Source organism: Variovorax paradoxus (assembly GCA_016806145.1).
Taxonomy (GTDB): Bacteria; Pseudomonadota; Gammaproteobacteria; order Burkholderiales; family Burkholderiaceae_C; genus Variovorax.
Genome location: CP063166.1, coordinates 1,397,910 through 1,424,887, shown reverse-complemented (window position 1 = coordinate 1,424,887; position 26,978 = coordinate 1,397,910). Strand labels below are relative to the sequence as shown.

25 protein-coding genes are annotated in these 26,978 nt (G+C 68.9%); 12 read left to right on the top strand and 13 right to left on the bottom strand.

What is annotated here, in order from left to right:
* Window positions 1–10 precede the first annotated feature (10 nt).
* Both INQ48_06525 and INQ48_06520 read right to left on the bottom strand, forming a co-directional pair.
* Window positions 11–2,281 (bottom strand): iron ABC transporter permease, encoded by a 2,271-nt coding sequence (locus INQ48_06525; protein QRF60639.1) that lies wholly within the window; start codon window positions 2,279–2,281, stop codon window positions 11–13.
* 15 nt (window positions 2,282–2,296) lie between these two features.
* Window positions 2,297–3,310, bottom strand: a complete 1,014-nt coding sequence (locus tag INQ48_06520) for an ABC transporter substrate-binding protein (protein QRF58887.1) — start codon at window positions 3,308–3,310, stop codon at window positions 2,297–2,299.
* Window positions 3,311–3,466: 156 nt separating this feature from the next.
* Here INQ48_06520 and zwf point away from each other — a divergent pair, with 156 nt between their 5' ends.
* Complete coding sequence (gene zwf / locus INQ48_06515; protein QRF58886.1) at window positions 3,467–4,936, top strand: glucose-6-phosphate dehydrogenase; 1,470 nt, start codon at window positions 3,467–3,469, stop codon at window positions 4,934–4,936.
* A 1-nt stretch (window position 4,937) separates the two neighbouring features.
* On the opposite strand, the gene ygiD is transcribed toward zwf, so the two are convergent.
* The 8 genes from ygiD to INQ48_06475 all read right to left on the bottom strand — a co-directional run bounded on the left by ygiD (window position 4,938) and on the right by INQ48_06475 (window position 14,530).
* Window positions 4,938–5,804 carry a 4,5-DOPA dioxygenase extradiol gene (gene ygiD, locus INQ48_06510; protein QRF60638.1) on the bottom strand — a complete coding sequence of 289 codons (867 nt, stop codon included), beginning with the start codon at window positions 5,802–5,804 and terminating at the stop codon, window positions 4,938–4,940.
* 163 nt (window positions 5,805–5,967) lie between these two features.
* Window positions 5,968–6,996: a dipeptide ABC transporter ATP-binding protein gene (locus INQ48_06505; protein QRF58885.1), complete on the bottom strand. Its 1,029-nt coding sequence runs from the start codon at window positions 6,994–6,996 to the stop codon at window positions 5,968–5,970.
* The gene (locus INQ48_06500) at window positions 6,993–8,063 is read right to left on the bottom strand and encodes an ABC transporter ATP-binding protein (protein QRF58884.1); all 1,071 of its coding nucleotides are present in this window, start codon (window positions 8,061–8,063) and stop codon (window positions 6,993–6,995) included. Before INQ48_06500 ends, INQ48_06505 begins: the two co-directional genes overlap by 4 nt.
* An 18-nt stretch (window positions 8,064–8,081) precedes the next feature.
* On the bottom strand, window positions 8,082–8,993 hold the full coding sequence (locus INQ48_06495) for an ABC transporter permease (GenBank protein ID QRF58883.1): 912 nt from the start codon (window positions 8,991–8,993) through the stop codon (window positions 8,082–8,084).
* A 159-nt stretch (window positions 8,994–9,152) separates the two neighbouring features.
* The gene (locus INQ48_06490) at window positions 9,153–10,736 is read right to left on the bottom strand and encodes an ABC transporter substrate-binding protein (GenBank protein ID QRF58882.1); all 1,584 of its coding nucleotides are present in this window, start codon (window positions 10,734–10,736) and stop codon (window positions 9,153–9,155) included.
* A gap of 32 nt (window positions 10,737–10,768) precedes the next feature.
* The gene (locus tag INQ48_06485) at window positions 10,769–12,043 is read right to left on the bottom strand and encodes an amidohydrolase (protein ID QRF58881.1); all 1,275 of its coding nucleotides are present in this window, start codon (window positions 12,041–12,043) and stop codon (window positions 10,769–10,771) included.
* 1 nt (window position 12,044) lies between these two features.
* Window positions 12,045–13,025 (bottom strand): ABC transporter permease, encoded by a 981-nt coding sequence (locus INQ48_06480; GenBank protein ID QRF58880.1) that lies wholly within the window; start codon window positions 13,023–13,025, stop codon window positions 12,045–12,047.
* A gap of 224 nt (window positions 13,026–13,249) precedes the next feature.
* Window positions 13,250–14,530, bottom strand: coding sequence for a porin (locus INQ48_06475; protein QRF58879.1), 1,281 nt, complete (start codon window positions 14,528–14,530; stop codon window positions 13,250–13,252).
* A gap of 280 nt (window positions 14,531–14,810) precedes the next feature.
* On the opposite strand from INQ48_06475, the gene coq7 reads away from it, so the two are divergent.
* On the top strand, window positions 14,811–15,440 hold the full coding sequence (coq7, locus tag INQ48_06470) for a 2-polyprenyl-3-methyl-6-methoxy-1,4-benzoquinone monooxygenase (protein ID QRF58878.1): 630 nt from the start codon (window positions 14,811–14,813) through the stop codon (window positions 15,438–15,440).
* A 12-nt stretch (window positions 15,441–15,452) separates the two neighbouring features.
* On the opposite strand, the gene INQ48_06465 is transcribed toward coq7, so the two are convergent.
* Complete coding sequence (locus tag INQ48_06465) at window positions 15,453–15,902, bottom strand: OsmC family protein (protein QRF58877.1); 450 nt, start codon at window positions 15,900–15,902, stop codon at window positions 15,453–15,455.
* 276 nt (window positions 15,903–16,178) lie between these two features.
* On the opposite strand from INQ48_06465, the gene INQ48_06460 reads away from it, so the two are divergent.
* Complete coding sequence (locus INQ48_06460; GenBank protein ID QRF60637.1) at window positions 16,179–17,468, top strand: porin; 1,290 nt, start codon at window positions 16,179–16,181, stop codon at window positions 17,466–17,468.
* Window positions 17,469–17,694: 226 nt separating this feature from the next.
* Here INQ48_06460 and INQ48_06455 read toward each other — a convergent pair whose 3' ends face one another.
* Window positions 17,695–18,825 (bottom strand): hypothetical protein, encoded by a 1,131-nt coding sequence (locus INQ48_06455; GenBank protein ID QRF58876.1) that lies wholly within the window; start codon window positions 18,823–18,825, stop codon window positions 17,695–17,697.
* A gap of 70 nt (window positions 18,826–18,895) precedes the next feature.
* Here INQ48_06455 and ilvA point away from each other — a divergent pair, with 70 nt between their 5' ends.
* Window positions 18,896–20,488, top strand: coding sequence for a threonine ammonia-lyase, biosynthetic (gene ilvA / locus INQ48_06450; protein ID QRF58875.1), 1,593 nt, complete (start codon window positions 18,896–18,898; stop codon window positions 20,486–20,488).
* A gap of 98 nt (window positions 20,489–20,586) precedes the next feature.
* Here the strand turns inward: ilvA and INQ48_06445 are convergent, their stop codons facing one another.
* A complete protein-coding gene (locus INQ48_06445) occupies window positions 20,587–21,210 on the bottom strand; it encodes a hypothetical protein (protein QRF58874.1) in 624 nt (207 codons plus the stop codon).
* Between the two features lie 50 nt (window positions 21,211–21,260).
* Here INQ48_06445 and gspG point away from each other — a divergent pair, with 50 nt between their 5' ends.
* From gspG to gspN, 8 genes are all read left to right on the top strand, one after another.
* Window positions 21,261–21,701, top strand: coding sequence for a type II secretion system major pseudopilin GspG (gene gspG, locus INQ48_06440; GenBank protein ID QRF58873.1), 441 nt, complete (start codon window positions 21,261–21,263; stop codon window positions 21,699–21,701).
* Entirely contained in the window at window positions 21,676–22,155 is a 480-nt protein-coding gene (locus tag INQ48_06435) for a prepilin-type N-terminal cleavage/methylation domain-containing protein (protein ID QRF58872.1), read from the top strand. Before gspG ends, INQ48_06435 begins: the two co-directional genes overlap by 26 nt.
* The gene (gspI, locus tag INQ48_06430) at window positions 22,152–22,544 is read left to right on the top strand and encodes a type II secretion system minor pseudopilin GspI (protein QRF58871.1); all 393 of its coding nucleotides are present in this window, start codon (window positions 22,152–22,154) and stop codon (window positions 22,542–22,544) included. Before INQ48_06435 ends, gspI begins: the two co-directional genes overlap by 4 nt.
* Entirely contained in the window at window positions 22,544–23,254 is a 711-nt protein-coding gene (locus INQ48_06425; GenBank protein QRF58870.1) for a prepilin-type N-terminal cleavage/methylation domain-containing protein, read from the top strand. Before gspI ends, INQ48_06425 begins: the two co-directional genes overlap by 1 nt.
* Complete coding sequence (gene gspK, locus INQ48_06420) at window positions 23,251–24,246, top strand: type II secretion system minor pseudopilin GspK (GenBank protein QRF58869.1); 996 nt, start codon at window positions 23,251–23,253, stop codon at window positions 24,244–24,246. Before INQ48_06425 ends, gspK begins: the two co-directional genes overlap by 4 nt.
* 128 nt (window positions 24,247–24,374) lie before the next feature.
* A complete protein-coding gene (locus INQ48_06415) occupies window positions 24,375–25,586 on the top strand; it encodes a general secretion pathway protein GspL (protein ID QRF58868.1) in 1,212 nt (403 codons plus the stop codon).
* Window positions 25,583–26,149, top strand: a complete 567-nt coding sequence (locus tag INQ48_06410; protein QRF58867.1) for a type II secretion system protein M — start codon at window positions 25,583–25,585, stop codon at window positions 26,147–26,149. Before INQ48_06415 ends, INQ48_06410 begins: the two co-directional genes overlap by 4 nt.
* Window positions 26,150–26,177: 28 nt before the next feature.
* On the top strand, window positions 26,178–26,978 hold the full coding sequence (gene gspN / locus INQ48_06405) for a type II secretion system protein N (GenBank protein QRF58866.1): 801 nt from the start codon (window positions 26,178–26,180) through the stop codon (window positions 26,976–26,978).

Sequence of the window (26,978 nt, the reverse complement as noted above, 5' to 3'; positions counted from 1 at the left end):
GTCATGCCCGTCATGCCAGCCCCTCCATCTTGTGATGCCCCTGGTGCCCGGGTGCCGTGCCGCGCCGTCCCAGCCTGCGTTCGCCCACCACCCATTGCACCAGCGCGATCGCGAGCGACATCAGGATCATCAGCACCGTGCAGTAGGCCAGCGCGATGCCGTAGTCGCCGTTGCCGACGCGGCCGATGATGTAGGTGGTGGCCAGTTCGTTCTCGGCCGTGACCAGGAAGATCACGGCGCTCACGGTCGTCATCGCGCGCACGAAGCTGTAGACCAGCGCCGCCACCAGCGCCGGCTTGAGCAGCGGCAGCACCACCTTGAACAGCGTCTGCGAGGTCGAGGCGCGCAGCATCAGCGAGGCCTCGTCGAGCGAGCGGTCGAGCTGCTTGAAGGCCGCGGTGCCCGCGCGCACGCCCACCGGCAGGTTGCGGAACATGAAGCACAGCACGATGATGAGCCCGGTGCCCGTGAGCTCGAACGGCGGCACGTTGAAGGCCAGGATGTAGCTCACGCCGAGCACCGTACCCGGGATCGCGAAGGCCAGCAGCGCGCCGAACTCGAACGCGCCCTGCCCCTTGAACTCGTTGCGCGCCAGCAGCCAGGCGATCAGCAGGCCCAGCGCCGCGGTGATCGGCGCCGAGATGCCGGCCAGCTTGAGCGTGGTCAGCAGCGAGTTCCACGCGGTGCCGGCCCACACCAGCCCGAACTGCCCCCATTCGAGCGCGAACGCGGTCTTGAAGTGCTGCAGCGTGAAGCTGTAGTCGCGTCCCCAGGTCTGCACGAAGCCGCCCGCGAAGGCGAACAGGTAGACCACCGCGGTGAAGGCGATCCAGGGCAGCGCGATGCCGTGGATGGTGCGGCGCACGCCGTCGGGCAGCGCCATCGGGATGCCGGCGTCGCCCTTGCCGCTGACGGTGGTGTAGTTCTGCTTGCCGAGCAGCCCACGCTGCAGCGCGAACACGCCGAGCGCGAACAGGGTGAGCACCCAGGCCAGCGAGGCCGCGCGGCCCTGGTCGTACTGCGCTCCGACGATGGCGAAGAAGATGTCGGTCGACAGCACCGAGAACTGGCCGCCCACCACCACCGGGTTGCCGAAGTCGGCGATGCTCTCGATAAAGCCCACCAGGAAGGCATTGGCGAGCCCGGGCTTGAGCAGCGGCAGCGTGATGGTGAAGAAGGCGCGGCGCCGGTCGGCGCGCAGCATCTGCGCGGCTTCCTCGAGGCTGGGCGCGATGCCCTGCACCACGCCGCGCATGATCATGAAGGCGATCGGCGTGAAGGCGAACAGCTGCGCCACCAGCACGCCGGGCATGCCGTAGAACCAGCGCGTGGGTTCGATGCCGAACACGCTCTCGAGCACCTGGTTGACGATGCCCGCGCGGCCGAACAGCAGGATCAGGCCGAGGCCCACCACGAACGGCGGCGTGATGATCGGCAGCAGCGCCAGTACCCGCAGCGCGCCCTGCCCGCGCCGGCTGCCGCGCTCGGCCATCAGCGCCATCAGCGTGCCCAGGAAGGTGGTGCCCGCGGCCGTGAGCAGCGCCAGCACCAGCGTGTTCCAGGCCACGCCGCAGCGCACGCCGCCCGCGAGGCAGCCCAGGCCCCAGATGCGTTCGGTGAAGACGCGCGCGAGGAAGGCGGCCATCGATACGCGGCCGTCCTCGTCGAGGAAGGCGCCCGACAGCGCGCGGCTCACGGGGTAGGCGATGAACAGCGCCATCAGCACGCCGCAGCCCAGCACCGAGGCGGCCACGAACAGGTCGCCCTTGAAGCGGCCGAGCCGCGCGATGCCGAAGGCCGCGAGCAGCACCAGCGCGCACAGCGCCACGAAGCCGCCGGCGCCGATGCCGAACTGGTTGATGCCGAGCTCGCCGAAGCGCGCCTCGAGCGCCGCGAAAGCCCAGCCACGCGCGCCGATCGCGAAGCCCGCGAGCGCGAGCCCGAGGGCACCGCCCGCGCCGCCGGCCAAAAGCCAGCGGCCCTGCGCGCGGCCCGGCGGCAGCCAGGCGCCGACGGCGCAGACGGCGAGGCCCGCCAGCCCGACGAACAGCCAGACGCGCCCCTGCAAGGCGACCTGCATCAGACCGTTGGCGCCCTCGGCGCCGCCGAAGACCTGCGGAATGGCCTCGTACCAGGTCGCGTCCTGGATCGCATACCAGGGCAGCAGCAGGTAGGCCGCGAAGCCCAGCAGCACCCAGGCACGGATCCAGCGCTGGGTGCGCCGCGCCGCGGCCTCCGACGCCGGATTGCGCGGGGCCGCCGCACGGGGCGAGGCCCCGATGGAATGCGCTTCCACTTAGCGCGGCAGCGAGTTGACGTCCTTCTCCCAGCGCGCGATCAGGCGGCGGCGCTCGGCGCTGGCGCCGTACTTGGCGTAGTCGTAGTCGATGAACTTGATCTTCTTGAAGTCGGGAATGCGCGGGTCGAGCTTGGCGGCGGCGTTGCTCGGCAGCTGGAACTGCTTGTTGGCGGCGCCGAGCTCCTGCGCGGCGGGCGTGAGCGCCCATTCGTAGAACTTCTTCGCGGCCTCGAGATTGCGCGCGCCCTTGATGATGCTCATCGAGCCGATCTCGGCGCCGGTGCCGTCGCTCGGCGTGATGGTCTCGACCGGGAAGCCCTGCATCTTCTCGCCCGGGCCGTCGTGCACGAAGCTGATCGACACCGCGGTCTCGCCGCGCGCCACGGCCTTGATCGGGCCGGTGCCCGAGCGCGTGTACTGGCCGACATTCCGGTGCAGCGCCTTGAGGTACTCGAAGGCCTTGTCCTCGCCCATGAGCTGCACCAGCGTGGCGATCATGGTGTAGGCCGTGCCGCTCGAGGCGGGGTTGGCCACCTGGATGTCGCCCTTGTACTCGGGCTTGAGCAGGTCGGCCCAGGTCTTGGGCACGGGCAGCTTCTTCTTGGCCAGCAGTTCGGGGTTGTAGCCGAAGCCCAGCGGGCCCGAGTAGATGCCCACGGTCTTGTAGCCCGACTGCTTCGCCTGCTGCTGGGCCCAGGGATGCAACTGCGGCAGCGAGGGCGACTTGTACTCGAGCGTCAGGCCCTGCTCGGCCGCCTGCAGGTGCGGGTCGCCGGTGCCGCCGAACCAGACGTCGGTCTTGGGGTTGTCCTTCTCGGCGATGAGCTGGGCCAGCGCCTCGCCCGAGCCCTTGAGCGCCATGTTGATGCGCGTGCCCGTGGTGCGCGCGTACACGGTCGAGATCACGCTGCACCACTCGGCCTGCACCGAGCAGATCACGTTGACCGTGCCCTGGGCCGATGCCATCGCCGATCCACCCAGCAGCGCCGCCGCAACAAAAAGCTTCTTCATGGAGTTCTCCGCTTTGTCCAATAAAAAAAGGCCTCCCGGCCGTGGGTGCAGCGTAGCTTTAGTACAAGTGCGTGGAATCGGTACAAGTACCATCGCGATTAGGCGGACCGGCGCATTGCCTGCTATCGCCCCTCAGACCCAAGGAAAGTGTTCCCCATGAGCTTCGATCTCGTTCTGTTCGGCGGCACCGGCGATCTCGCATGGCGCAAGCTGATGCCCGCTCTGTTCCAGGCCTTCCGGCACGGGAGTCTTCCGAAGGACGGGCGCATCGTCGGCGTGGCGCGGGACAACCTGTCGGACGACCAGTACCGCGAGCTGATCCAGTCGCGCTTCAATGCCGTCGAGGGCGCCAAGCGGCCCTCGCCCGAGGAGTTCCAGAAGTTCGCCTCGATGCTGCACTACCTGCGCATGGACCTGTCGAAGCCCGACGACTATGCGCGCCTGTCCGAGCTGCTCAAGCAGCGCGATGCCGAAACGGTCGTGATGTATGTCGCCACCGCGCCGGGCCTGTTCACGCAGGTGGTCGAGCAGATCGCGGCCGCCGGCCTCAACGGCGCGCGCACCCGCATCGTGCTCGAGAAGCCGCTGGGCCACGACCTGGCCTCCAACCGCGCGATCAACGCCGCGGTGGGCAAGGTGCTCGAGGAGAAGCAGGTCTTCCGCATCGACCACTACCTCGGCAAGCCCTCGGTGCAGAACCTGTTCGCGATGCGCTTCGGCAATGCGCTGTTCGAACCCATCTGGCGCCGCGAGCACATCGCCAACATCCAGATCACGATCGCGGAAGACCTCGGCGTGGAGAAGCGCGGCGCCTTCTATGACCAGACGGGCGCGCTGCGCGACATGGTGCAGAACCATGCGCTGCAGCTGCTGTGCGCCATCGGCATGGAGCCGCCGATCAACTCGCATGCCGACGCGATCCGCGACGAGAAGCTCAAGGTGCTGCGCGCGCTCAAGCCCTGGACGCCCGAGACGCTGGGCCTGCACACGGTGCGCGGCCAGTACACGGCCGGCACGGCCTACGGCGAGCGCGTGCAAGGCTATCGCGATGAACCGGGCGTCGACCGCGAGAGCCGCACCGAGACCTTTGTTGCGCTGCGCACCGAGATCGCCAACTGGCGCTGGGCCGGCGTGCCCTTCTACATCCGCACCGGCAAGCGGCTGGCCTCGCGCGACGCGCGCATCGAGGTCAACTTCCGCCCTACGCCGCACGCGATCTTTCGCGCGCCGGCCGGCAGCGCGAACAAGTTCGTGATCAACCTGCAGCCCAAGGACGGGCTCGAGCTGCACATGCTCGCGCAGGCGCAGGACAACCGCCGCAGCAACGGCCGCCAGGACAGCGCGGCGCAGCTCGCGCCGGTGCAGCTCGACCTCGACTTCGACAAGCGCTTCGGTTCCGAGCGCGTGGGCGCCTACGAACGGCTGCTGCTCGACGTGATCGACGGCCGGCTCAACCTGTTCGTGCGCAGCGACGAGCAGGAGGAGGCATGGCGCTGGGTCGAACCGCTGATCGACAGCTGGGCCAACGACGGCGGACCGCGCCCCTACGCGGCCGGCACCTGGGGCCCGAGCGCGTCGAGCGCGATGATCGCGCGCGACGGCTTCTCGTGGGGCGAGGAGCAGTAACTCAGCCGAACTGCACGCAGCGCATGCCGAGCGTGCCCGACTGGAAGCCCTCGTAGACCGTCTTCGCGCGCTCGCCCGCGCCCGCGGCGCCGAGCGCGTAGAGAAACGGGAAGTAATGATCGGGCGTGGCCACCGCGGTCGACGCCCCCGCGAGCCGCTCGTAGCCGATCAGCGCGCGGTCGTCGCGGCCGGCCAGCGCGGCCTTCACCGCATCGTCGAAGGACTGGGCCCAGGGCCGGCTCGCCGCCGGGCCGTCGGGCGTGCCGCGGTCGGTGGCGCGCAGGTTGTGCACCACGTTGCCGCTGCCCATCACCAGCACGCCCTTCTCGCGCAGCGTGGCGAGATCGCGGCCCACCGCGTAGTGGAAGGCCGCGGGCTTGTCGTAGTCAATGCTGAGCTGGAACACCGGCACGTCGGCCTTCGGATAGAGATGCCTGAGCACGGTCCAGGTGCCGTGGTCCAGGCCCCATTGCTCGGTGGCGACCACGGGCGACTGCTTCACCGCCGCGGCCGCGTCGCGCGCGAGCGCGGGATGGCCGGGCGCCGGATAGTCGATCTCGTGCAGCGCCTGCGGAAAGCCGCCGAAATCGTGGATGGTCCGGGGCCGGGCCTGCACGCCGACGCCGGTCGCGCCGCTGCTGAGCCAGTGCGCGGAGACGCTGAGGATGGCCGTGGGTCGCGGCAGTTCATGGCCCCAGGCGGCGAGCCGGCGCGTGAACGCGTTGTCGGCCAGCGCATTCATCGGCGAGCCGTGGCCGATGAAGATCACCGGCATGCGCCGCGCGGGCGCGTCGCCGGCGGCCGACGCCGCCTGCGAGACCGAGGCCAGCGCGCCCAGCACGGCGGTCGCGCCGAGCGCCGAGCCCATGAGGAAGCCACGGCGGCCGAGCGCGCTCAGCGCGCCGGCGTCGGAAGGAAGAGGGGTCATCGGAAGGGGCATGGCGCGGTGCGGAAGGGGCCGCGCCACTGTGCCGCGATGCGGCGCGCCGGGCTGTGCCTTTGCGCACATCTTTGCGCGCCGGGCCCGATCCTCAGATCCGCCCCTCCTCCGCCGCATGGCAGGCCACCTGCACGCCGCGGATGCTCTGGAGCTTCGGCCGCTCGGCCGAGCAACGCGCATTCGCGTGCGGGCAGCGCGGATGGAAGGCGCAGCCCGCGGGCGGAATGAGCGGGTTCGGCACCTCGCCCTGCACCGGCGTGCGCGCGCGCCCCGTGTGCTTCATCTGCGGGATCGCGTCGAGCAGCATGCGCGTGTACGGATGCTGCGGCGTCGCGAACAGCTTCTGCTTGTCCGCCACCTCCACCAGCCGGCCCAGGTACATCACGCCCACCTGGTCGGCCACGTGGCGCACCACCGCGAGGTTGTGCGAGATGAACAGGTAGGTCAGGCCCTGCTCGCGCTGCAGGTCCTTCATGATGTTGAGCACCTGCGCCTGCACGCTCACGTCGAGCGCCGAGGTGGGCTCGTCGCAGACCAGGAACTCGGGCTGCGTGGCCAGCGCGCGCGCGATCGAGATGCGCTGGCGCTGGCCGCCCGAGAACTGGTGCGGGTACTTGCTCATGTCCAGCGGCGACAGGCCCACCGACTGCAGCAGCTGGCCCACGCGTTCGCGCAGCTGGGCCTTGTCGCTCAAGATGCCGTGCTCGCGCAGCGGCTCGCCGATGATGTCCTCGACGATCCAGCGCGGGTTGAGGCTCGCGTAGGGGTCCTGGAAGATCATCTGGATGCGCCGGCGCAGCTTGCGGCCCTCGGCGGTCTTGAAGGCCGCGTGCGCGTCCTGGCCGTCGAACTGCAACCCGCCGCGCGTGGGCGCGTACAGGCCCACGAGCAGGCGCGCGACCGTGCTCTTGCCGCAGCCCGATTCGCCGACCAGCGCGAGTGTCTTGCCGCGCTCGATCGAGAAGCTCACGCCGTCCACCGCATGCAGCAGCACGCGCGGCTTGCGCTCGAGCACGCGGTTGAGCCAGGGCGGCGAGACGTCGAAGGTGCGCGCGAGGTCGTGGGCGACCACGAGCGGCTCGCCGCCGCCGGCCTTGCCGGGTTCGATCACGGCGCTCATCGCGTCACCTCCACGATCGGTTCGGCCGCCTCGGGCGTGGCGCGTTCGCCGGCCGCGAGCGCATCGTGATGCTTCGCCGCGATCTCGGCCTGGCCGGTGTGCGGATCGGTGGCGTCGTGCAGCCAGCAGGCGGCACGCGTGGCGCCCGCGTGCATCAGCTCGGGCCGCTCCTCGAGGCAGCGCGCGAAGGTGCGCGGGCAGCGCGGGTTGTAGGCACAGCCCTTGGGGATCGCATTGAGCCGCGGCATCGCGCCGTCGATCTGGTTCAGCCGCTCGCGGTCGCTCGCCATGTCGGGGATCGAGGCCATCAGGCCCGCGGTGTAGGGATGCGCCGCCTGGTGGATCACCTCGTGCACCGGGCCGATCTCGGCGATGCGGCCCGCATACATCACGGCCACGCGGTCGCAGGTCTCGGCGATCACGCCCATGTCGTGCGTGATCAGCATCACGGCCGCGCCGCGGTCCTTGCAGATGCGCTTGAGCAACTGGATGATCTGCGCCTGGATCGACACGTCGAGCGCGGTGGTCGGTTCGTCGGCCACGATCAGCTTGGGCTCGGCCGCGAGCGCGAGCGCGATCACCACGCGCTGGCGCATGCCGCCCGAGAACTGGTGCGGGAAGTGGTCGATGCGTTGCTCGGCGGCGGGAATGCCGGTGTCCTGCAGCAGGCCGATGGCGCGCTTGCGCGCTTCCGACTCGGTCACGGGCAGGTGGGTGCGGATGGTCTCGATGAGCTGCCGGCCCACCGTGTAGAGCGGGTTCAGCGAGGTCAGCGGGTCCTGGAAGATCGCGCCGATCTTGCGGCCGCGGATCGGCCGCATGGCATCGAAGCCGAGGTTGTCGATGCGCTGGCCCTCGAGCAGGATCTGGCCGCCGGCCACGCGGCCCGGCGGCTCGAGCAGGCCGATGATCGAGGCGCCCGTGAGCGATTTGCCGGCACCCGATTCGCCGACCACGCCGAGGATCTCGCCCGGTGCGATGTCGAAGGAGATGTCGTCGAGCGCGCGCAGGGTGCCGCGGCGGTTCGGGAATTCGACGACGAGGTTCTTGACCTGTAGCAGTGTCATGGCGTGTCTCCCGCTTCTTCAGCGCAGCCGCGGGTTGAGCGCATCGCGCAGCCAGTCGCCCAGCAGGTTCACGCTGAGCGCGATCAGCACCAGCATCGCGCCGGGGAACACGGTGATCCACCACTCGCCCGAGAACAGGTACTGGTTGCCGATGCTGATGAGCGTGCCCAGCGAGGGCGAGGTCGGCGGCACGCCGACGCCGAGGAAGGACAGCGTGGCCTCGGTGATGATCGCGGTCGCGACCTGGATCGTGGCCAGCACCATCACCGGCCCGAGCACGTTGGGCAGCACGTGGCGCAGCATGATGCGGATCGGCGCGACGCCGGTGACGCGCGCGGCCTGCACGTACTCCTTGCTGCGCTCCACCAGCGTGGAGCCGCGCACGGTGCGCGCGTACTGCACCCAGCCGGTCAGCGAGATGGAGATGATGAGCACGCCGAAGGCCAGCGAATCGTTGGCGTGCGGGAACAGCGCGCGGCCCACGCCGGCGATCAGCAGCGCGACCAGGATCGGCGGGAACGACAGCATCACGTCGCACAGCCGCATGAGGAAGGTGTCGAGCCAGCCGCCGAAGAAGCCGGCCAAGAGGCCCAGCACGACGCCGACGAGGACCGACAGCACCACCGACACCACGCCGACGATCAGCGAGATGCGCGCGCCGTAGATCACGGCCGAGAGGATGTCGCGACCCTGGTCGTCGGTGCCCAGCAGGTACTTGGCCGAACCGTCGGTGGTCCAGGCCGGCGGCAGGCGCGCGTCGCCGAGTTCGAGCGATGCGAGATCGAAGGGGTTGTGCGGCGACACCCAGCCGGCGAACACCGCGCAGAACAGGCAGGTCAGCGCGATCAGCGCCGCGACGATCGCCACCGGCGAGGTGCGGAAGCTGTAGCCGACGTCGCTGTCGAACCAGCGGGCTATGGTTCTTTTCATCGCCGGGCCGCCCCAAGAGGAAAAGCGGCCCCCTCGGGGGGCAGCGGACCTTGCGCAGCAAGGAGAGCGTGGGGGTTATTTTTCATCGTGGAAGCAAAAGGAATGGGCCCGCAAGAAGCGGGCCCATGGGTCAGGCCGCAGGAGCAGCCAAGGGCCGCGTCAGGGCTTGACGCTCATCCACTTGAAATACATGAAGTTGTCGGCCAGCTGCACCAGCTCGACCTTCTTGCTCACGCCCCAGGCCAGCGACTGCTGATGCAGCGGCAGCGTGCCGACGTCGTCCGCATGGATCTTGAAGGCTTCCTTGATCAGCTCGTTGCGCTTGGCCTTGTCGCTCTCGGACTGGATCTTCTTCGTGATCTCGTCGAGCTTCGGATTGCAGTAGGCGCCCAGGTTGAACTGGCCCGTGCCCTTGTCGTCGGGGCAGGAGGTCAGCGAGCTCAGCGCGTTGTGCGAGTCGTAGGTGGTCGGGGTCCAGCCCAGCATGTAGAAGCTGGTGTCGCGGCGCAGGATCTTCGGGAAGTAGGTGCCCTTGGTCTCGGCCACGAGGTTGATCTTGACGCCGATCTTCGCGAGGTTGGCGGCCACGCTCTGGCAGATCTGTCCGTCGTTGACGTAGCGGTCGTTCGGGCAGTTGAGCGAGACCTCGAAGCCGTTCGGATAGCCGGCCTCGGTCAGCAGCTTCTTGGCGGCCTCGACGTCGAAGGGCAGGCGCTTGTCCTGCTCGGCGGTCCAGCCGTTGATGCCGGGGCCGACCAGCAGGCCGGTGGGCCGCGAGGCGCCGCGCATCACGGTGCGCTGGATGCCGGCGATGTCGATGGCCTGGTAGAAGGCCTGGCGAACGCGCTTGTCCTTGAACGGGTTCTTGCCCTTGATGTTCGAGTACTGCAGTTCGTCGCGCTTCTGGTCCATGCCCAGGAAGATGGTGCGCAGCTCGGGGCCGGTGATGACGCGTGCGTTGGGCGCGGCGTTGATGCGCGCGATGTCCTGCACGGGCACCGGCTCCATCACGTCGACCTCGCCCGAGACCAGCGCGGCCACGCGGGTGGCGGGGTTGGCGATCGGCGTGAAGACGATCTCCTGCGCGTTGCCGTCGATCTTGCCCCAGTAGGTGCCGTTGCGCGTGAACACGGTACGCACGTTCGGCTGGCGCTCGCGCACGCGGAACGGGCCGGTGCCGTTGGCCTTGAACGAGGCCGTGTTCTCGATGCCCTTGCGGCGGTCGACCGGCTTGGTGGCCTGGTTCTCCTCGCACCATTTCTTGCTCATGATCATCGTCAGCGAGATCACGTCGGGCAGGATCGGGAACGGGCCGTTGGTCTCGATCTCGACGGCGAGCTCGCCGACCTTGCGCACGGCCTTGATCTCGCTGAGCGTGGCCTTCATGTCGGAACCGTCGCCCTGCGCGCGCGCGAAGCTGAACACCACGTCGTCGGCGGTGAACGGCGTGCCGTCATGGAACACCACGCCCTTGCGCAGCTCGAAGCGCCAGACGTCGGGCGAGGTCTGCTTCCAGCTGGTGGCCAAAAGCGGCGCGAGGCTCAGGTCCTTGTTGCGGCCCACGAGGGTTTCGTAGACGTTCGCCGTCACGCTGAGCTGCAGCGATTCGTTGAGCGAGTGCGGATCGAGCGACAGCGCGTCGCCCTGGTTGGCGATGCGGATGGTCTGCGCGCCGGCGACCATGCTGACGGCGCCCAGGGCGCACACGACGGCGGCCGCGGCCACATTTCTTCTGAGACTCATGGGGAACACTCCTCGGGTTGGGATCAAAACAATCAAGGCGCCGCGGTGGCGGCAGCTCTCTCCGGCTGCCCGCCGCGGGTCGCGGCAAGCGGCATGCCCCGCTCGATCAGCCCCGCGTGCAGCGCGGCGCCGAGCGGCAGGATCTCGTCATTGAAGTCGTAGCGGCTGTTGTGCAGGAAGGCGCCGCGGCGCGCGTCCTGGCCCAGGCGCAGGTAGGCGCCGGCCTTCTTCTGCAGCATGAACGAGAAATCTTCGGCGCCCATGCTGGGTTCGAGGCTGCGATCGACGTTGGAGGCACCGACCAGCGACTCGGCCACGTCGGCCGCGAACATGGCCTCGGGCGCGGTGTTGATGGTGGCCGGGTAGATGCGTTCGTACTTCAGCGTGGCGGTGGCGCCGAAGCCCGCGGCCACGGACTTGCAGAGCTCGCCGAGCCGCTGCTCGACCTGCGCCTGCACGCGCGCGCTGAAGGTGCGCACGGTGCCCACGAGCGTGGCCTCGCCCGGCACCACGCTGAAGGCACCGAGATCGCCGGCCTGCATCGCGCAGATGCTGATCACGGCCGCGTCGATGGGCCGCACGTTGCGCGAGACGATGGTCTGCACCGCGGTGATCAGGTGCGCCGCGATGGCCACGGGGTCGACCGTGAGGTAGGCGTGCGCGCCATGGCCGCCCTTGCCCTTGATCTCGATCGTGATGCGGTCGGCCGCGGCCATCATCGCGCCGCGGTTGATGCCGACCGTGCCGGCCGGCATCGCGGGCCAGTTGTGCATGGCATAGACCGACTGCACCGGGAAGCGGTCGAACAGGCCGTCCTCGATCATCACGCGCGCGCCGGCGTAGCCTTCTTCGCCGGGCTGGAAGATCAGCACCGCGGTGCCGTCGAAGTTGCGCGTTTCGGCGAGGTAGCGCGCCGCGCCCACGAGCATGGCCGTATGGCCGTCGTGGCCGCAGCCGTGCATCAGGCCCTCGGTGCACGAGCGCCAGCCGAAGTCGTTGTCCTCGCGCATCGGCAGCGCGTCCATGTCGGCGCGCAGGCCGATCATGCGGCCGCTGGCGGTGGAACGGCCGCGGATCACGCCGACCACGCCGGTCTTGCCGATGCCGTCGTGGATCTCGTCGACGCCGCAGGCACGCAGCGCCTCGCGCACGCGGCCCGAGGTGTAGACCTCCTCGAAGCCCAGTTCGGGATGCGCGTGCAGGTCGCGCCGGAAGGCCTCGATCTCGGGGTAGAAGCTCGCGATGTGGGCGAAGGCGCGGCCGTTGGCCTGCAGACGCGGGGTGGCCGCGGTGGGGGTGGCGCTCATGTCAGTGTCCTCCCGCCTTGCCGATGCGCAGCCGTGGATCGACCACGAAATACAGCAGGTCCACGATGAGGTTGATGGTGACGAAGATCAGCGCGATCAGGCACAGGTAGGCGGCCATCACGGGAATGTCGGCGAAGGTCACGGCCTGGATGAACAGCAGGCCCATGCCCGGCCACTGGAACACCGACTCGGTGATGATCGCGAAGGCGATGAGGCCGCCGAGCTGCAGCCCGGTGATGGTCATCACCGGCACCAGCGTGTTCTTGAGCGCATGGCCGAAGTGGATGGCGCGGTTCGAGAGGCCGCGTGCGCGCGCGAACTTGATGTAGTCGGTGCGCAGCACCTCGAGCATCTCGGCGCGCACCAGCCGCATGATCAGCGTGAGCTGGAAGATCGCGAGCGTGATCGCCGGCAGCACGATGTGCATCCAGCCATCGGACTTGAGCAGGCCGGTGGACCACCAGCCGAGCTGCACGGTGTCGCCGCGGCCGAAGCTCGGGAACCAGCCGAGCGTGACGGCGAAGACCAGGATCAGCAGGATGCCGATCAGGAAGGTGGGCAGCGACACGCCGAGCAGCGAGACGGTCATGAAGACCTGGCTCATGAAGGTGCCGCGGCGCAGCGCGGTGTACACGCCCATCGGGATGCCGACCAGCAGCGCGAGCAGCGCGGCGACCAGGGCCAGTTCGAGCGTGGCCGGGAAGCGCTCGCCGATCAGGCGCGAGACCTTGGCGCCCTGGCGCAGGCTCAGGCCGAATTCGCCCTGCGCCGCATTCACCAGGAAATGCCAGAACTGCACGAAGAAGGGACGGTCGAGCCCCAGCGCGGAGCGCATTTCGCGGATCTGCTCGGGGCGGGCGTCCTGGCCCAGCAGGAACACGACCGGGTCGCCCACGTATTGGAAGAGAAGGAAGGCGATGAACGCGACCGCGACCATCACGATCACGGCCTGGATCAGGCGGCGCAGTACGAAGGCAATCATTCAGTTCTGAAAAAGAGCAGGCATGCTAGCAGTGCAAACTGCGTGCCCGCACGGGGGTTCCCCCGGGGTGCACGCGCTTGGTGCGCGTGTGCTTTTCGAGAGCGGCGCGAGGCTGACTCGACAGGGCCCGATGCCGATCGAATGCCCATGAAAAAAAGCCGCTCGACTTGCGTCGAGCGGCTTCTTGATCTTTCGATTCGAAGCTGGCTTGCGCCAGCGTCAAATTAGAAAGCGTGACGGATACCGAAGTCGTAGCCGGTAGCGCTCTTCGGAGCGTACGTTTGGCCAGCGATCGTGCCGAAGCCAGGCGAACCACCGGTCGTCAGACCGAGGATGCTGTTGTTCTGGCCGTTCTTGATGCTGATGCGCGACAGCGTAGCGTACAGAGCCGTACGCTTCGACAGGTTGTGCACGTAGCCAACAGCGAACTGGCTGGCGCGAGCGCTGCCGTCGTTGTAGAAGTTGAACGGAACCAGAGCGCTGTCAGGCTTGAACTTGACTTGCGAGTACGAAGCGCGGATCAGGCCAGGACCGACGGGGACCGTAGCACCGATGAGGGCGCCGTTGTACTTGTCCGACAGACCTTGGGTGTAGATGAACGGCAGGCCGAGCAGCGTGACCGACTGGTTACGGTCGTACGAGTCCTTGACTTGCGACAGTTCACCGAACAGCTTGACCGGACCGAAGTCGTACGAAGCGCCCAGGTTGAAGGTCTTCAGCTCGTCCTTCGAGAAGCCAGCAGCGTTGCCCGGCAGGGGAGCGCCGTCCTTGGTGTCGATGCCGTAGGCGACAGCGACGTCCAGGGGACCGTTGGCGTAGCCGAAGCGGCCGCCGACGTAACGACCGCGCTTGCTCGGGCTGTTCAGCAGCTCGTCCGACTTGACGTTCTCATGCAGAGCGTACTGGAACTGGCCGTAGAAACCGCCGAGGTTCGGGGGCAGGAAGTAAGCGATGGCGTTGCTGGTACGAACATAGCTGTCCGAAGCCGACACGCCAGCCGGCTGACCGCCGTGGGCCGAAGCCAGGTTCACGCTGGTGCGGAAGATCGCGCTGGAGCCCACGCCGTTGGTGCCGAAGGGGTCGAACACGGTGTCGTTCCAGAACGTGGCGGTGTAGTCACGACCCAGACGAATTTCACCGAAACCACCCGACAGGCTCACGGTCGAGCGGCGAGCGAAGTTGGAGATACCACCCTTGCCGTCGTCGTTCGTGATCGGGGCTTCGAGCCAGAAGCTGGCTGCCAGGCCACCACCGAGGTCTTCCGTACCACGGAAGCCGATGCGGCTGGAGTTGTAGCCCGAGTTCGACAGAGCGGTCTGGCTGCGCTTCAGCGAGCCGGGAACGCCGAACGGGGGGATCGCGAACGGGTTGGCGACGATCAGATTGCTCTTGGTCGAATAGCCGCTGACTGCAGCGTCAACCACGCCGAACAGCGTCACGGACGATTGAGCCGAGGCAACACCGGCAACAGCCAGGGCAGCCAGAGCAACTAGAGATTTTTTCATTGCAAGTTTCTCCAAGGTTAAACATAGGGCTCCGGTGCGAAGGGCTCACCGTGACTGGCACTTCTGTGCTCCCACCGGACCCCGGGCCAACCTCCTTTTGGGAAGTTGTCGCTATTGCACCAGAGCCGATGCGGCAGGGCAAAACAATTCGGCCGAAATCTCCTACCCCTGCCGCGTTTCGTTGCAGTGATGCAACAAAGGACTTAGGGCCTTTTGATCTCACGATGCGAAAAAACTTGCCGGGATCGGTGCTTTGGCAAGTTGCGTTCCAATCCCTTCCATGACGACTTCGCTCGACCCCCTGCTGACCGCCGCCGATTCCGCGCTCCGGACGCTGTTCGCCCGGCCGCATGCCACCCGCGCCACCCCGGTCCCGTCCCGGCCGCCAGGCGAACTGAGTGATGCGGAGCGGCGCGAAGCCGGCGCGCTGATGCGCGTCAATCACGTCGGGGAAGTCTGCGCGCAGGCGCTCTACACGGCGCAGGCGGCCGTGGCACGCGATTCCGTGCTGCGCGCGCAGCTGCTCGAGGCGGCGCACGAGGAAACGGACCACCTGGCCTGGACGCGCGAGCGGCTGGACGCGCTCGGCGCCCGTCCCTCGGTGCTCAATCCGCTCTGGTACGCGGGCGCATTCGGCCTCGGACTGGTCGCCGGACGGCTCGGCGACCCGCTGAGCCTGGGCTTCGTGGCCGAAACCGAACGCCAGGTCGAGGCGCATCTGGACAGTCACCTGAATCGGCTGCCCCTGGCGGACAGCGCCTCGCGCGCCGTGGTCGAACAGATGAAGGCCGACGAGGCCCGGCATGCCGAAAATGCCGTGGCGGCGGGCGCCGCGGAGCTGCCGCCGCCCGCCAAGGCCCTGATGCGGGTCGCCTCGCGGGTCATGACGACGCTGGCGCACCGGATCTGACCCCGGGAAGGATCAGCTTTCGATCAGATCGAAGCTGGTCGTGATCTCGGCGGTCTTGGCCAGCATGATGCTGGCGGAGCAGTAGGTCTCGTGGCTGAGAGCGATCGCTCGCTCCACCGCCGAGGCCGGAATTCCCTTGCCGGCCACCGTGAAGTGCATGTGGATCTTGGTGAACACCTTGGGATCCTTCTCGGCCCGCTCGCTGGTCAGCTTGACGCTGCAGCGCTCGACCTGGTGGCGGCCGCGCTTGAGGATCAGCACCACGTCGTAGGCGGTGCAGCCGCCGGTGCCGGCCAGCACCGTCTCCATGGGGCGCGCCGCCAGGTTCTGGCCGCCGTTCTCGGGCTTTGCCGCGTCGGGCGCCCCGTCCATCATCAGGACGTGGCCACTGCCTGTCTCGGCCACGAATCCCATGGACGAGCGCGCACCCGCATTGCCGGTCCAACTTACAGTGCATTCCATCTTTTTCTGAACTCCGGTTCCGGATGTCTGGCAAAAATCACGCCCAGCATCGTTATCTGTGTGGGAAAAGCGTCACTCGCTTGTTGCATCGCAACAAACAACCGATATACTTTATTTCATTGCGCACCCCGGTGCGTGCAAGTTGTCTCCTCCACCCTTCCAATTGGTGGATTTAGCCCCGAGCCGCAAGGCTCGGGGCTTTTTTCTTGGGCGCGTCGCCCACTCTAGCCAGCCGAAGCCGGCCACTCTAGCCAGCCACCCCAAAGGGCAGCTGCTCTGGCTGCCCTGGCTGTTGCCGGTGTTGCCTCGGCCCAGTCTTCCGTGACGCTGTTCGGTGTGGTCGATGCCGCAGTCAGCAACTATTCGACGAAGAGCACCTACTACAGCGCGCTCGCCAATCCCTTCCTGGTGGCCCCGATTGGGGTGAAGCAGAGCCAGACCGCGCTGACGAACTCGGGCTACAACACCAGCCGCATCGGCTTTCGCGGCACCGAGGACCTCGGCGGCGGCCTGGCCGCCAGCTTCTGGCTCGAGGCTCCCATCAGCAACGATGATGGCGCCAAGGGTATCGCCGACTTCAGCCGCCGTTCGACCGTGAGCCTGTCGGGTGGCTTCGGTGAAGTCCGCCTCGGCCGCGACTACACCCCCACGTTCTGGAACGACACCGTGTTCGATCCGTTCGGCACCAATGGCGTCGGCACCAACCTCTTCGCCACGATCAACAGCAACCTGTCGACGGCCGTCGGCCCGGGTTCTCCGGTGAGCAAGACCGACAACTACTACCGCGCCAGCAACAGCATCGGGTACTTCCTGCCTCCGAACCTGGGCGGCTTCTACGGTCAGATCCAGTACGCGCTGCACGAGAACACGAAGTCGAGCGGCCTGCCCGAAAGCCCGTCGACCAAGGGTCGATACATCGGCGGCCGCTTCGGCTACGCCAACGGTCCGATCGACGTGGCAGCCGCCTACGGTCAAAGCACCGCGGCCGACAGCGTGACCTTCGACAAGTTCTCGCTCATCACCGGTTCGCAGGATCGCAAGATCAGCACCTTCAACCTCGGCGCTTCGTACGACTTCGGTCCGGTCAAGCTCTTCGGCGAGGTGTCCCGCGTGAAGGACAAGAACGAAACGGGCGCGAGCTCGAGCTTCGTGAACCCCCTCACGCTGCAATCGGTCCCCTACTTCGCCACCACCTCGCAAAGCGACAAGTACAACGGCTACCTGCTGGGCGTGACGGTGCCGGTCGGCCCGGGCCTGATCCGCGCTTCGTACTCGACCGTGAAGTTCAAGAACGGCGCACCGCTCAGCGTCGAAGACGCGCTCCTCGGCGGCAATCGCGATGCCTCGGCGAACAAGCTCGCCATCGGCTATGTGCACAACCTGTCGAAGCGCACGGCGCTGTATGCCACGGTGGCTCGCATCCGCATCAAGGACGGCCAGAACAACCCCGGCGTGATGGGTGCAACCACGGGCGGCTCCCCGGGCTACCTGGATGCCGCCAAGAACCTCGGCTGGGCTCCGCGCACGGCCACCGGCTACGACATCGGCATCCGCCACGCGTTCTAAGCAAGCCTGAAAGAAGCCGATTCCGATGCTGGCTCTCGCCAGATCGAATCCTTCCGATCCAAAGCCGCCCGGCTCACGCCGGGCGGCTTTTTGGTCGTCTATGCCGGGCGCTCTCTCGGCGCTCTCTCCGAATCCACTTTTGCAGCATCTGCGGCGGCGCCCTCAGGCGTTCGAGGTCGGCGGCGCTACACCAGTGCCCGTCGCCAAACGGGCTCTCCGCGTTTGCTCAGACTGTTCGCCCTCGCCTGCTTTGCAGCAGCCCCACATTCATCTCCCCATTGAGCACCGACGCATAGAAGCGCTCGACCATGTTGACGCTCGTACGCGCATTGCGCGCCAGGGTCAGCATGTCGATGCCCTGCCCGTAGAGCAAACGCAACGTGATGGCGGTATGGCGCAGGCAGTAGAGCGTGCGGTCCTGTCCCAGCGGTCCCTTCTCGATGCCCTCGACCTCGAGCACCCAGTGAAAGAGGAAGTTGAGCACCGCGAGCGCGTGCTCGCGGTTCTTGAGTTGCGGCAGGAAGATGTAGTCGTCCGCGCCATCGAAGCCGTGCCGCGCACGATGGGCAACCAGCCGTTCGTAGACGCGCACCGCGGGCTGCAGGCTCACGATCGGCTGACTGTGCCGCTTCGTCTCGGGCAGGTTCATGCGCAGGTAGACATGCTTCGCGCGCACCACCTCGATGTGCTTGTGCTTCATGAGCTTGATGTCGCTCGGCCGCACGAAAGTGTTGACCATCCAGCGGATCAGCCACGGCATCTCCTCGGGCATCACCAGCAGTTCGCGCGCGATCCAGAAGCGGTCGCCGGGCGCGAGTGCATCGAGCACGGGATGCGATCGTCCGCGCAGCCTGCGCGCCGCGGCGATCAACGCGCGGTACTCCGCCACGCTGAAGCTGCCGCGCGGCCGGCTGCGCACCTTCACCTTCGGGAACACCGGCGCCTCGCGCAACACGCCGATGTGCACGCCATGCATCACGACCTTGCGCAGCAGCACGAGGTACTGCGCGATCGTCGTGCTCGTGAAGCCCTCGTCGCCGAGCCGATCGATGAGCCGTTGTGCATCGCGCGTGGTGAAGGCCTGCGCGGGCAAGTCCCCGAGCAATGGAAGGACATGCGCACGCAATCTGTTGCCCATCACCTGCCAGGTGGGACGTCCGATCTCCCCGCGTTGAACGCGCGCCGCCTCGGCGCGCATCAACTTTTCCGAAAGATCACTGACAGAAATTGATAACAGATTCTGTCCGTCTTTGAACTTTTCGGCGGCCGGTGGGACTGCGGGATAGGTGCGTCCAAAAAAACCGGAATCATTCGCGGCAGGCGCGTTGGGAAAGAGAGTTATGACATTTGTGTCCATGTCGTCTCCCGTATGCAATCCCGATGCCTCTTATCATTCGTTGTTAACAAAATTCTCCCCAGGAACAATCGTGCGCCATGCACCTCCGTCGGCACTGACACCTGCTGACTATCTCCGAAAAATTCTCAACGCCCGCGTGTACGACGTGGCGGTCGAATCGGCGCTCGAAAAAGCGCGTGCGCTGAGCGAGCGAATCGGCAACACCGTGCTGCTCAAGCGCGAAGATCAACAGCCGGTCTTCAGCTTCAAATTGCGCGGGGCCTACAACAAGATGGCGCACCTGAGCGCCGAGCAACTCGCGAACGGCGTGATCTGCGCATCGGCCGGCAACCACGCGCAAGGCGTGGCGCTCGGCGCGCGCAAGCTCGGCGCGCGCGCGGTGGTGGTGATGCCGGTGACCACGCCCAAGCTCAAGATCGATGCGGTGCGCGGCTTCGGCGGCGAGGTCGTGCTGCACGGCGACAGCTATTCCGATGCCTACACGCGCGCGCTCGAGCTGCAGGCCGAACAGAACCTGACCTTCGTCCATCCCTTCGACGACCCCGAGGTGATCGCGGGCCAGGGCACGATCGCGATGGAGATCCTGCGGCAGCACCAGGGCCGGCTCGACGCGGTCTTCGTCGCGATCGGCGGCGGTGGCCTGATCTCGGGCGTGGCCAACTACATCAAGGCCGTGCGTCCCGAGATCAAGGTGATCGGCGTGCAGATGAACGACTCCGACGCGATGATGCGATCGGTCGCCGCGCGCCAGCGCGTGACGCTGACCGACGTGGGCCTGTTCGCCGACGGCACCGCGGTCAAGCTGGTGGGTGAGGAAACCTTCCGCGTCGCGAGCGACCTCGTCGACGACTACGTCTCGGTCGACACCGACGCGGTCTGCGCCGCGATCAAGGACGTGTTCGTCGACACGCGCAGCATCGTCGAGCCCTCGGGCGCGCTGGCGGTGGCGGCGATCAAGCAGTACGCCGCGCAGCATGGCCGGCATGGCGAGACCTACGCGGCGATCCTCAGCGGCGCGAACATGAACTTCGACCGCCTGCGCTTCGTGGCCGAACGCGCGGAAGTGGGCGAGGAGCGCGAAGCGCTGTTCGCGGTCACGATCCCCGAGGAGCGCGGCAGCTTCCGCCGGCTGTGCGAGCTGGTCGGCCAGATGCCGATCGGCGACGCCGACACGAACGCGGCTTCGCCGGGCGGTGGCTTGCGCAACGTGACCGAGTTCAACTACCGCATCAGCGACGCGGCCCAGGCCCACGTCTTCGTCGGTCTCACGACCTCGACGCGCGGCGAGTCGGCGGTCATCGCCAAGGCCTTCGGCGAGCACGGCTTCGACGCCCTCGACCTCACGCACGACGAGCTCGCCAAGGAGCACCTGCGCCACCTGGTCGGCGGCCGCACCGGCCTCGCGCACGACGAGCGCCTGCTGCGCTTCATCTTCCCCGAGCGCCCCGGTGCGCTGCTCAAGTTCCTGAGCCTGATGCGGCCGAACTGGAACATCAGCCTGTTCCACTATCGCAACCAGGGTGCGGATTACGGCCGCATCCTGGTCGGGCTGCAGGTGCCGGCCGGCGACGGCGAGGCCTTCGATGCCTTCCTCGAGACGCTGGGCTATCCCTACGTGGAAGAAACCGCGAACCCCGCGTACCGCCTGTTCCTCCAGGCCTGATCCGAAGGCCCGAAGGCGCCACGGCAGCGCCTCCCCCCAAAAAGAAAACCGGCGCGATGCCGGTTTTTTTTCCTGCCGAACGCGCGACGGCGCGAAGGCTACTGCGCGGTCGCCCCGCCCTGCCCGGGCTGCGGCATCGGCGCCCCGCCATCCGGCTGCAGCGCGCTGGCGGCCGGCGCCATCGCGGGCATGGTCGCGGGCAGGCCGCCCACGTTCACCGGCGCCTGCATCGCGGGCGCCATGCCGATCGGCGGCGGCACGCTCACGTTGATGGGCGCCTTCACCGGCAGTTGCAGGGTGAACGCGGCCGGCGCATCCATCCGCGCGCCCAGGGTCGCCGAGCGCAGGCCGACCGACTGCAACACGTAGCCGTCGCCGACACGCGAGCCTACGCGGAAGGGCCGCGGCGGCTTGCCGTCGATGGCGATCAGCGCCGCGCCCTGACTCGAGGGATCGGCCACCACGCCCGCGAGCGCGAAGCGGCTGGCCGCCTCGGGCGCCACCGGCGCATTGCTCGAGGCCGGCAGCACGCCGAAGATCCGCGCCACCGCGTCGGTGTCGGCCGCCGCGGCGGGCCGTCCGGCGGCAGCGGCCGCGGCGACGGTCTGCACCGGTGATGCCAGCCGCAGGCCCCAGAACACGGCCGCACCGGCCGCGAGCGCCCACAGGCCCGTGGTTGCGAGGGGCGCATGCCAGCGCGCGGCGGTATAGGGACTTGTCATGGGCGCGGATTATCATGCAGCGCGCTTTCCGAACCATGTCACCGAAATCCATGACCAAACTCCTTCGCGCCGCCACCCGTTCCGCCCAGCGCGGCTTCACGCTGATCGAGCTGATGGTGGTGCTCGTCATCATCGGCGTGCTGGCCGCGCTGATCGTGCCGAACGTGATCGAGCGGGCCGATGACGCCCGTGTGACAGCCGCCAAGACCGACATCAACAACCTGATGCAGGCCCTCAAGCTCTACCGCCTCGACAACCAGCGCTACCCCACGGGCGAGCAAGGCCTGCAGGCGCTGCTGGTGCGCCCGACCACCGGCCCGGCGGCGCCGAACTGGAAGCCCTACGTCGAGAAGCTCCCGAACGACCCCTGGGGTCATCCCTACCAGTACATGAACCCGGGCATCAAGGGCGAAATCGACGTGCTCTCGCTCGGCGCCGATGGACAGGCCGGCGGCGAGGGCAAGAATGCCGACATCGGCAGCTGGCAATAGACGCCGCGCCGGTCGCCGGGCCGCGGGCTTCACGCTGATCGAACTGATCGTGGTGATCGCGATCATCGCGATCGCCACGGCCGGCGTGAGCTTCGCGATGCGCGACAGCGGCCAGGCCCGCCTCGACCGCGAAGCCGACCGCCTCGCCGCGCTGCTCGAATCGGCCCGCGCCCAGTCGCGCGCCAGCGGCATCGCGGTGCGTTGGCGCCTGGTCGAGGGCGGCAGCTTCGTGTTCGACGGCCTGCCGCCCGGCACCCTGCCCAACGGCTGGGCCTCGCAGGGCATGACGGCGCAGGCCTTCTTCGCCAACGGCATTCCGGTCGCGGCGCTGCTGCTCGGCCCCGATCCGATCATCGCGCCCCAGCAGGTGCTGCTGTCCTCCGACGGCCCGCCCGCGCGCACCCTGCGCATCGCGACCGACGGCCTGCGTCCCTTCTCGGTCAGCAATCCATGAGGCAGCGCGCCCCCCGCGCCGCGGCCGCTGCGCGGCGCCGTCGCGGCTTCACGCTGATCGAGGTGCTGATCGCGCTCGGCATCGTCGCGCTGGCGCTGGCCGCCGGTTCCGAGGCGACGATGGCGCTCACGCGCAACGCGCAGCGCCAGTCCGACCTGCTGCTGGCCGACCTGTGCGCCGAGAACGAGCTGGCCAAGGCCCGGCTCGCGCGCCAGATGCCGGGCGTGGGCATCTCGGGCTCCATCTGCGCCCAGGCCGGCGCGAGCTTCAACGTGACGACCACCGTCTCCGCCACGCTGAACCCCAACTTCAACCGCGTCGACGTGCAGGTGCGCGACGCGGTCGACGCGCCGATCCTGCGCGTGTCGACCGTGGTGGGACGCTACTGATGGACCGCACCCCTTCCCGCGCCCGGCGCGCGCGCGGCTTCACGCTGATCGAGCTGCTGGTCGCGCTCGCGGTGATGGCGCTGCTCGCGCTGGTCAGCTGGCGCGGGCTCGACGGCATGTCGCGCGCCACTACGCAGAACCAGCTGCGCGCCGACGCGGTGCTCACGCTGCAGACCACGCTGTCGCAATGGAGCGCCGACCTCGACGCGGTGGTCGCGCTCGCGCAGACGCGCCCGATCGACTGGGACGGCCGCGTGCTGCGCCTCACGCGCAGCGGCGGCGATGCCGCCAACCCGAGCGTGCTGGTGGTGGCCTGGACGCTGCGCGCCGGCCCCGACGGCGTGCGCTGGCGCCGCTGGCAGTCGCCGCCCTTCAGCACGCGCGGCGCCTGGCAGCAGGCCTGGACCCAGGCCGCCTCGTGGGCGCAGGAGAACGGCGGCGCGCAGGGCAGCTACGGCGGCCCCAACGGCTTCAGCGACACGGTGCTGATCCCGGTGCAGAACTGGCAGCTCTACTACTTCCGCAACGACGTCTGGGTGCCCGCGGGCGAGCTGCAGGCCACGCCGGCCAATCCGCAGGCCCCGATCGGCTCGATCGTCAGCATGCCCGACGGCGTGCGGCTGGTACTGACCCTGCCGCCGGGCGACGGCCTCTCGGGCACGCTCAAGCGCGACTGGGTGCGGCCGACCGTGGGATCGCAACGCTCATGACGCCACCCCACCACCAACGCCACCGGCAGGCGGGCGCCGCGCTGCTGGCCGCGATGCTCACCGTGACCCTGGTCGCCACCTTCGCCGCCGCCGCGCTGTGGCAGCAGTGGCGCGCATCCGAGGTCGAATCGGCCGAGCGCGCGCGCGTGCAGGCCGCCTGGGTGCTGGTCGGCGCGCTCGACTGGTCGCGCCTGATCCTGCGCGAGGACGGCCGCGCCGGCGGCCCCGACCACCTGGCCGAGCCCTGGGCCGTGCCGCTCGAGGAAGCGCGTCTCACCAGCTTCCTGGCGGCCGACAAGAACGTCTCGAGCGACCAGCTCGAGGGCCTGCCCGATGCCTTCCTGTCGGGCCGCATCGTCGATGCGCAGTCCAAGCTCAACGTGCTGACGCTGGTGAATGCCGGCAAGCCGGTGCCGGCGGCGCTCGCGGCCTTCACCAAGCTGTTCGGGCTGCTGAACCTGCCGGGCGCGGAGCTCAATGCGATGACCGCCTCGCTGGCGCGCACGCTGGCCACCACCACCGATGCCTCGGCCGGCGCACCGGCCGACGACGGCGCCAGCGCGCCGCTGATGCCGCAGGAGGTGTCCCAGCTCGTGTGGCTCGGCCTCTCGCCCTCGACCGCGGCCGCGCTCGAACCCTATGTCACCGTGCTGCCGATCCGCACGCCGATCAACGTCAACACCGCCAGCGCCGAAGTCCTCGCCGCCAGCCTGCCGCGGCTCACCATCGCCGACGCGCGCCAGCTCGTGGAGCGCCGCACGCGCTCGTATTTCAAGGACATCGCGGCCGCCAACGCCGGCCTGCCCGACGGCATCCTGTTCAACGCCGAGCAGCACAGCGTCGGCACGCAATTCTTCGAGGTCTACGGCCGCCTGCGCATCGACCGCACCTGGGTCGACGAGCGCTCGCTGCTGCAGCGCGACGGCGTCACCGTCAAGACCCTTTGGCGTACCCGTGGCACCGGCGCCACCTACACCTCGGTCAAACCCTGAGGCCCGTTACATTTTTACGAGCATAAAAGCCTTCTAACGCCCGTCATATCTGTCAGGTACGCTATGAAAAACGTAGTGCGCCTTTGTAAGACGCCCACCTACAATCACCGGCTTTTCCCCACACCCCCATGACCCCGCTGCTGCTCATCGCTCCCCAGCCTCCGGCCGACGCCGCGGGCGAGTACGACTGGGCCCAGGCCGGCGACGACGGCATCGTGCTGCGCGACCACGGCCGCGCGCTGCTCGCGCTGCTGCCCTCGGGCAGCGAGGTCACGCTGGCCGTGCCCTCGACCGCGCTCTCGTGGCACCGCGTCACCCTGCCCAAGGGCAGCATGGGCAGCGCCTCCAAGCTGCGCGCCGTGCTCGACGGCCTGCTCGAGGAACACCTGCTCGACGACCCCGAGGCGCTGCACTTCGCGCTCGAGCCCGAGGCGCGTGCCGGCGAGCCCGTGTGGGTCGCGGCCTGCAACCGCATCTGGCTGCGCTCGGTGGTGCAGGCGCTCGAGGCCAGCGGCCGGCGCGTCACCCGCATCGTTCCCGAGTTCGCGCCGCAGCCGGCCGACGGCCCGCCGCAGCTGCTGATCACCGGCGAGCCCGACGCGCCGCAACTCACGGTCTGCGACGCCGACGGCGTGGTCTCGCTGCCGCTCGCGGGCGCCGGCCTCGCGCTCTCGGCCAGCCTGCCGGCCGACACCGCCGTGATCTCCGCCGAACCGGCCGTGGCCGCGGCGGCCGAGCGGCTGCTCGAGCAGCGCGTGCCGATCGTGCAGGCGCCGCAGCGCTGGCTGCAGGCCGCGCGCTCGCGCTGGGAGCTCGCGCAGTTCGACCTCGCGGTCACCGGCCGCGCGCGCGCCGGCAAGAAATTCGCATCGGTGCTGCAGACCCTGCGCTACGCGCCCGAATGGCGCGCCGCGCGCTGGGGCGCGGTGGTGCTGGTGCTGGTGCAGCTCGTCGGCCTCAACGCCTGGGCCTGGAAGGAGCGCAGCGCGCTCGAGGCCAAGCGCGAAGCCGTCAAGGGCGTGCTGACGCAGACCTTCCCCAGCGTCAAGCTGGTGGTCGACGCGCCGGTGCAGATGCAGCGCGAAGTCGCCGCGCTGCAGCTCGCCGTGGGCGACGTGGCCAGCGGCGACTTCGAACCCATGCTCGGCGCGCTCGCCGGCAACCTGCCGCCGGGCCGCGTGCCGAGCGCCATCGACTACGTGGCCGGCCAGCTTCGGCTGCGCGGCCTCGGACTGCAGCCTTCCGAGGTCTCGCAGCTCACGTCCGCGATGGCGCCGCGCGGCTACGGCGTGCGCACCGAAGGCGATCTGCTGCTGGTACAGGCCGAGGCCACCCGATGAAATTCACCGAAGAACTCAAGGCCCGCTGGGCCGTCCTCGCGATGCGCGAGCGCCGCATGGTGATCGCCGCCGTCTCGCTGGTGGCGCTGGCCCTGCTGTGGTGGATCGCGCTCGCGCCCGCGCTGCGCACCCTCTGGGCCGCGCCGGCCGAGCACGCGAAGCTCGACGCGCAGCTGCAGCAGATGGCCACCCTGCAGAACCGCGCCAAGGCGCTGCAGTCGCAACCGCGGCTGGCGCGCGACGACGCGTTGCGCGCCCTCGAGACCTCGGTGCGCCAGGGCATCGGCGCCAGCGGCCAGCTGATGACCGGCGGTGGCGGCTCCGGCGACGTCGCCACCGTCACGCTGCGCCCCACCGCCGCCGATGCGCTCGCGCAATGGCTCGCGCAGGCGCGCGGCAATGCCCATGCGGTGCCGCGCGAGGCGCACCTCACGCGCGCCGTCGCCTCCGCGCCGACTCCGCCCACCGGCGCGGCGCAGGCCGCCGCGCGCGACAAGGCCCCCGAGACACCGCAGATCCGCTGGGAGGGCACCCTCGTCATGACGCTGCCGGCCGCGCGATGAGCCGCCCCCTCCACCGGTGCGCCCGGCCATGGTGACGCGCGCCCCGCTGTCTTCTCCCAAGCCGCGCCGCGGCTGGCGCTGGGCCGTGCTCGGCATCGTCGTCGGCGCGCTGGTCGCGCTGGTGCTGTTCGCGCCCGCGCGCTGGCTCGCGGCCGGTCTCTCGAGCTGGAGCGACGGCCGCCTGCTGCTGGTCAATCCGCGCGGCACGGTCTGGAACGGCGCCGCGGCCGTGGTGTTCGCGAGCGGCGCGGGCGGCGGCGAGGCCGTCTCGCTGCCCGGCACGCTCAACTGGCGCCTGCGGCCGGGCTGGGGCGGCGTGTCGGCCTCGCTCGACCTGCCCTGCTGCGCCGCCCAGCCGCTCGAGCTGCGCGCCGGCCCGCGCGCCGGCGGCGTGCAGATCGACTGGAGCGACGGCCGCTCGCGCTGGCCCGCCACCATGCTCAGCGGCCTCGGCGCGCCGTGGAACACGCTCAAGCTCGAAGGCACGCTCGACCTCTCGACGCGCGCCTTCTCGCTGCGCACCGACGGCCCGGTGCTGCGCATCGCGGGCCAGGCCACGCTCGATGCCACCGACGTTTCCTCCAGCCTCTCGACCCTGCGACCGATGGGCAGCTACCGCCTCGCGCTCGAGGGCGGCAACCGCCCCTCGCTGCTGCTGAGCACGCGCCAGGGCAGCCTCGTGCTCAACGGCAGCGGCAGCTGGAACGGCACCGCATTCCGCTTCAACGGCGAGGCCAGTGCGGCGCCGGGCAGCGAAGACGCTCTCTCCAACTTGTTGAACATCATCGGGCGGCGCGACAACGCGCGCTCGATCATCACCCTGGGTTGA

What these genes read in the sequence shown, in the direction of transcription:
- INQ48_06520 (QRF58887.1), bottom strand. Translation starts at nt 3,310, where the DNA reads ATGAAGAAGCTTTTTGTTGCGGCGGCGCTGCTGGGTGGATCGGCGATG.
- zwf (QRF58886.1), top strand. Translation starts at nt 3,467, where the DNA reads ATGAGCTTCGATCTCGTTCTGTTCGGCGGCACCGGCGATCTCGCATGG.
- ygiD (QRF60638.1), bottom strand. Translation starts at nt 5,804, where the DNA reads ATGGGCTCGGCGCTCGGCGCGACCGCCGTGCTGGGCGCGCTGGCCTCG.
- INQ48_06505 (QRF58885.1), bottom strand. Translation starts at nt 6,996, where the DNA reads ATGAGCGCCGTGATCGAACCCGGCAAGGCCGGCGGCGGCGAGCCGCTC.
- INQ48_06500 (QRF58884.1), bottom strand. Translation starts at nt 8,063, where the DNA reads ATGACACTGCTACAGGTCAAGAACCTCGTCGTCGAATTCCCGAACCGC.
- INQ48_06495 (QRF58883.1), bottom strand. Translation starts at nt 8,993, where the DNA reads ATGAAAAGAACCATAGCCCGCTGGTTCGACAGCGACGTCGGCTACAGC.
- INQ48_06490 (QRF58882.1), bottom strand. Translation starts at nt 10,736, where the DNA reads ATGAGTCTCAGAAGAAATGTGGCCGCGGCCGCCGTCGTGTGCGCCCTG.
- INQ48_06485 (QRF58881.1), bottom strand. Translation starts at nt 12,043, where the DNA reads ATGAGCGCCACCCCCACCGCGGCCACCCCGCGTCTGCAGGCCAACGGC.
- INQ48_06480 (QRF58880.1), bottom strand. Translation starts at nt 13,025, where the DNA reads ATGATTGCCTTCGTACTGCGCCGCCTGATCCAGGCCGTGATCGTGATG.
- INQ48_06475 (QRF58879.1), bottom strand. Translation starts at nt 14,530, where the DNA reads ATGAAAAAATCTCTAGTTGCTCTGGCTGCCCTGGCTGTTGCCGGTGTT.
- coq7 (QRF58878.1), top strand. Translation starts at nt 14,811, where the DNA reads ATGACGACTTCGCTCGACCCCCTGCTGACCGCCGCCGATTCCGCGCTC.
- INQ48_06465 (QRF58877.1), bottom strand. Translation starts at nt 15,902, where the DNA reads ATGGAATGCACTGTAAGTTGGACCGGCAATGCGGGTGCGCGCTCGTCC.
- INQ48_06455 (QRF58876.1), bottom strand. Translation starts at nt 18,825, where the DNA reads ATGGACACAAATGTCATAACTCTCTTTCCCAACGCGCCTGCCGCGAAT.
- INQ48_06445 (QRF58874.1), bottom strand. Translation starts at nt 21,210, where the DNA reads ATGACAAGTCCCTATACCGCCGCGCGCTGGCATGCGCCCCTCGCAACC.
- gspG (QRF58873.1), top strand. Translation starts at nt 21,261, where the DNA reads ATGACCAAACTCCTTCGCGCCGCCACCCGTTCCGCCCAGCGCGGCTTC.
- INQ48_06435 (QRF58872.1), top strand. Translation starts at nt 21,676, where the DNA reads ATGCCGACATCGGCAGCTGGCAATAGACGCCGCGCCGGTCGCCGGGCC.
- gspI (QRF58871.1), top strand. Translation starts at nt 22,152, where the DNA reads ATGAGGCAGCGCGCCCCCCGCGCCGCGGCCGCTGCGCGGCGCCGTCGC.
- INQ48_06425 (QRF58870.1), top strand. Translation starts at nt 22,544, where the DNA reads ATGGACCGCACCCCTTCCCGCGCCCGGCGCGCGCGCGGCTTCACGCTG.
- gspK (QRF58869.1), top strand. Translation starts at nt 23,251, where the DNA reads ATGACGCCACCCCACCACCAACGCCACCGGCAGGCGGGCGCCGCGCTG.
- INQ48_06415 (QRF58868.1), top strand. Translation starts at nt 24,375, where the DNA reads ATGACCCCGCTGCTGCTCATCGCTCCCCAGCCTCCGGCCGACGCCGCG.
- INQ48_06410 (QRF58867.1), top strand. Translation starts at nt 25,583, where the DNA reads ATGAAATTCACCGAAGAACTCAAGGCCCGCTGGGCCGTCCTCGCGATG.
- gspN (QRF58866.1), top strand. Translation starts at nt 26,178, where the DNA reads ATGGTGACGCGCGCCCCGCTGTCTTCTCCCAAGCCGCGCCGCGGCTGG.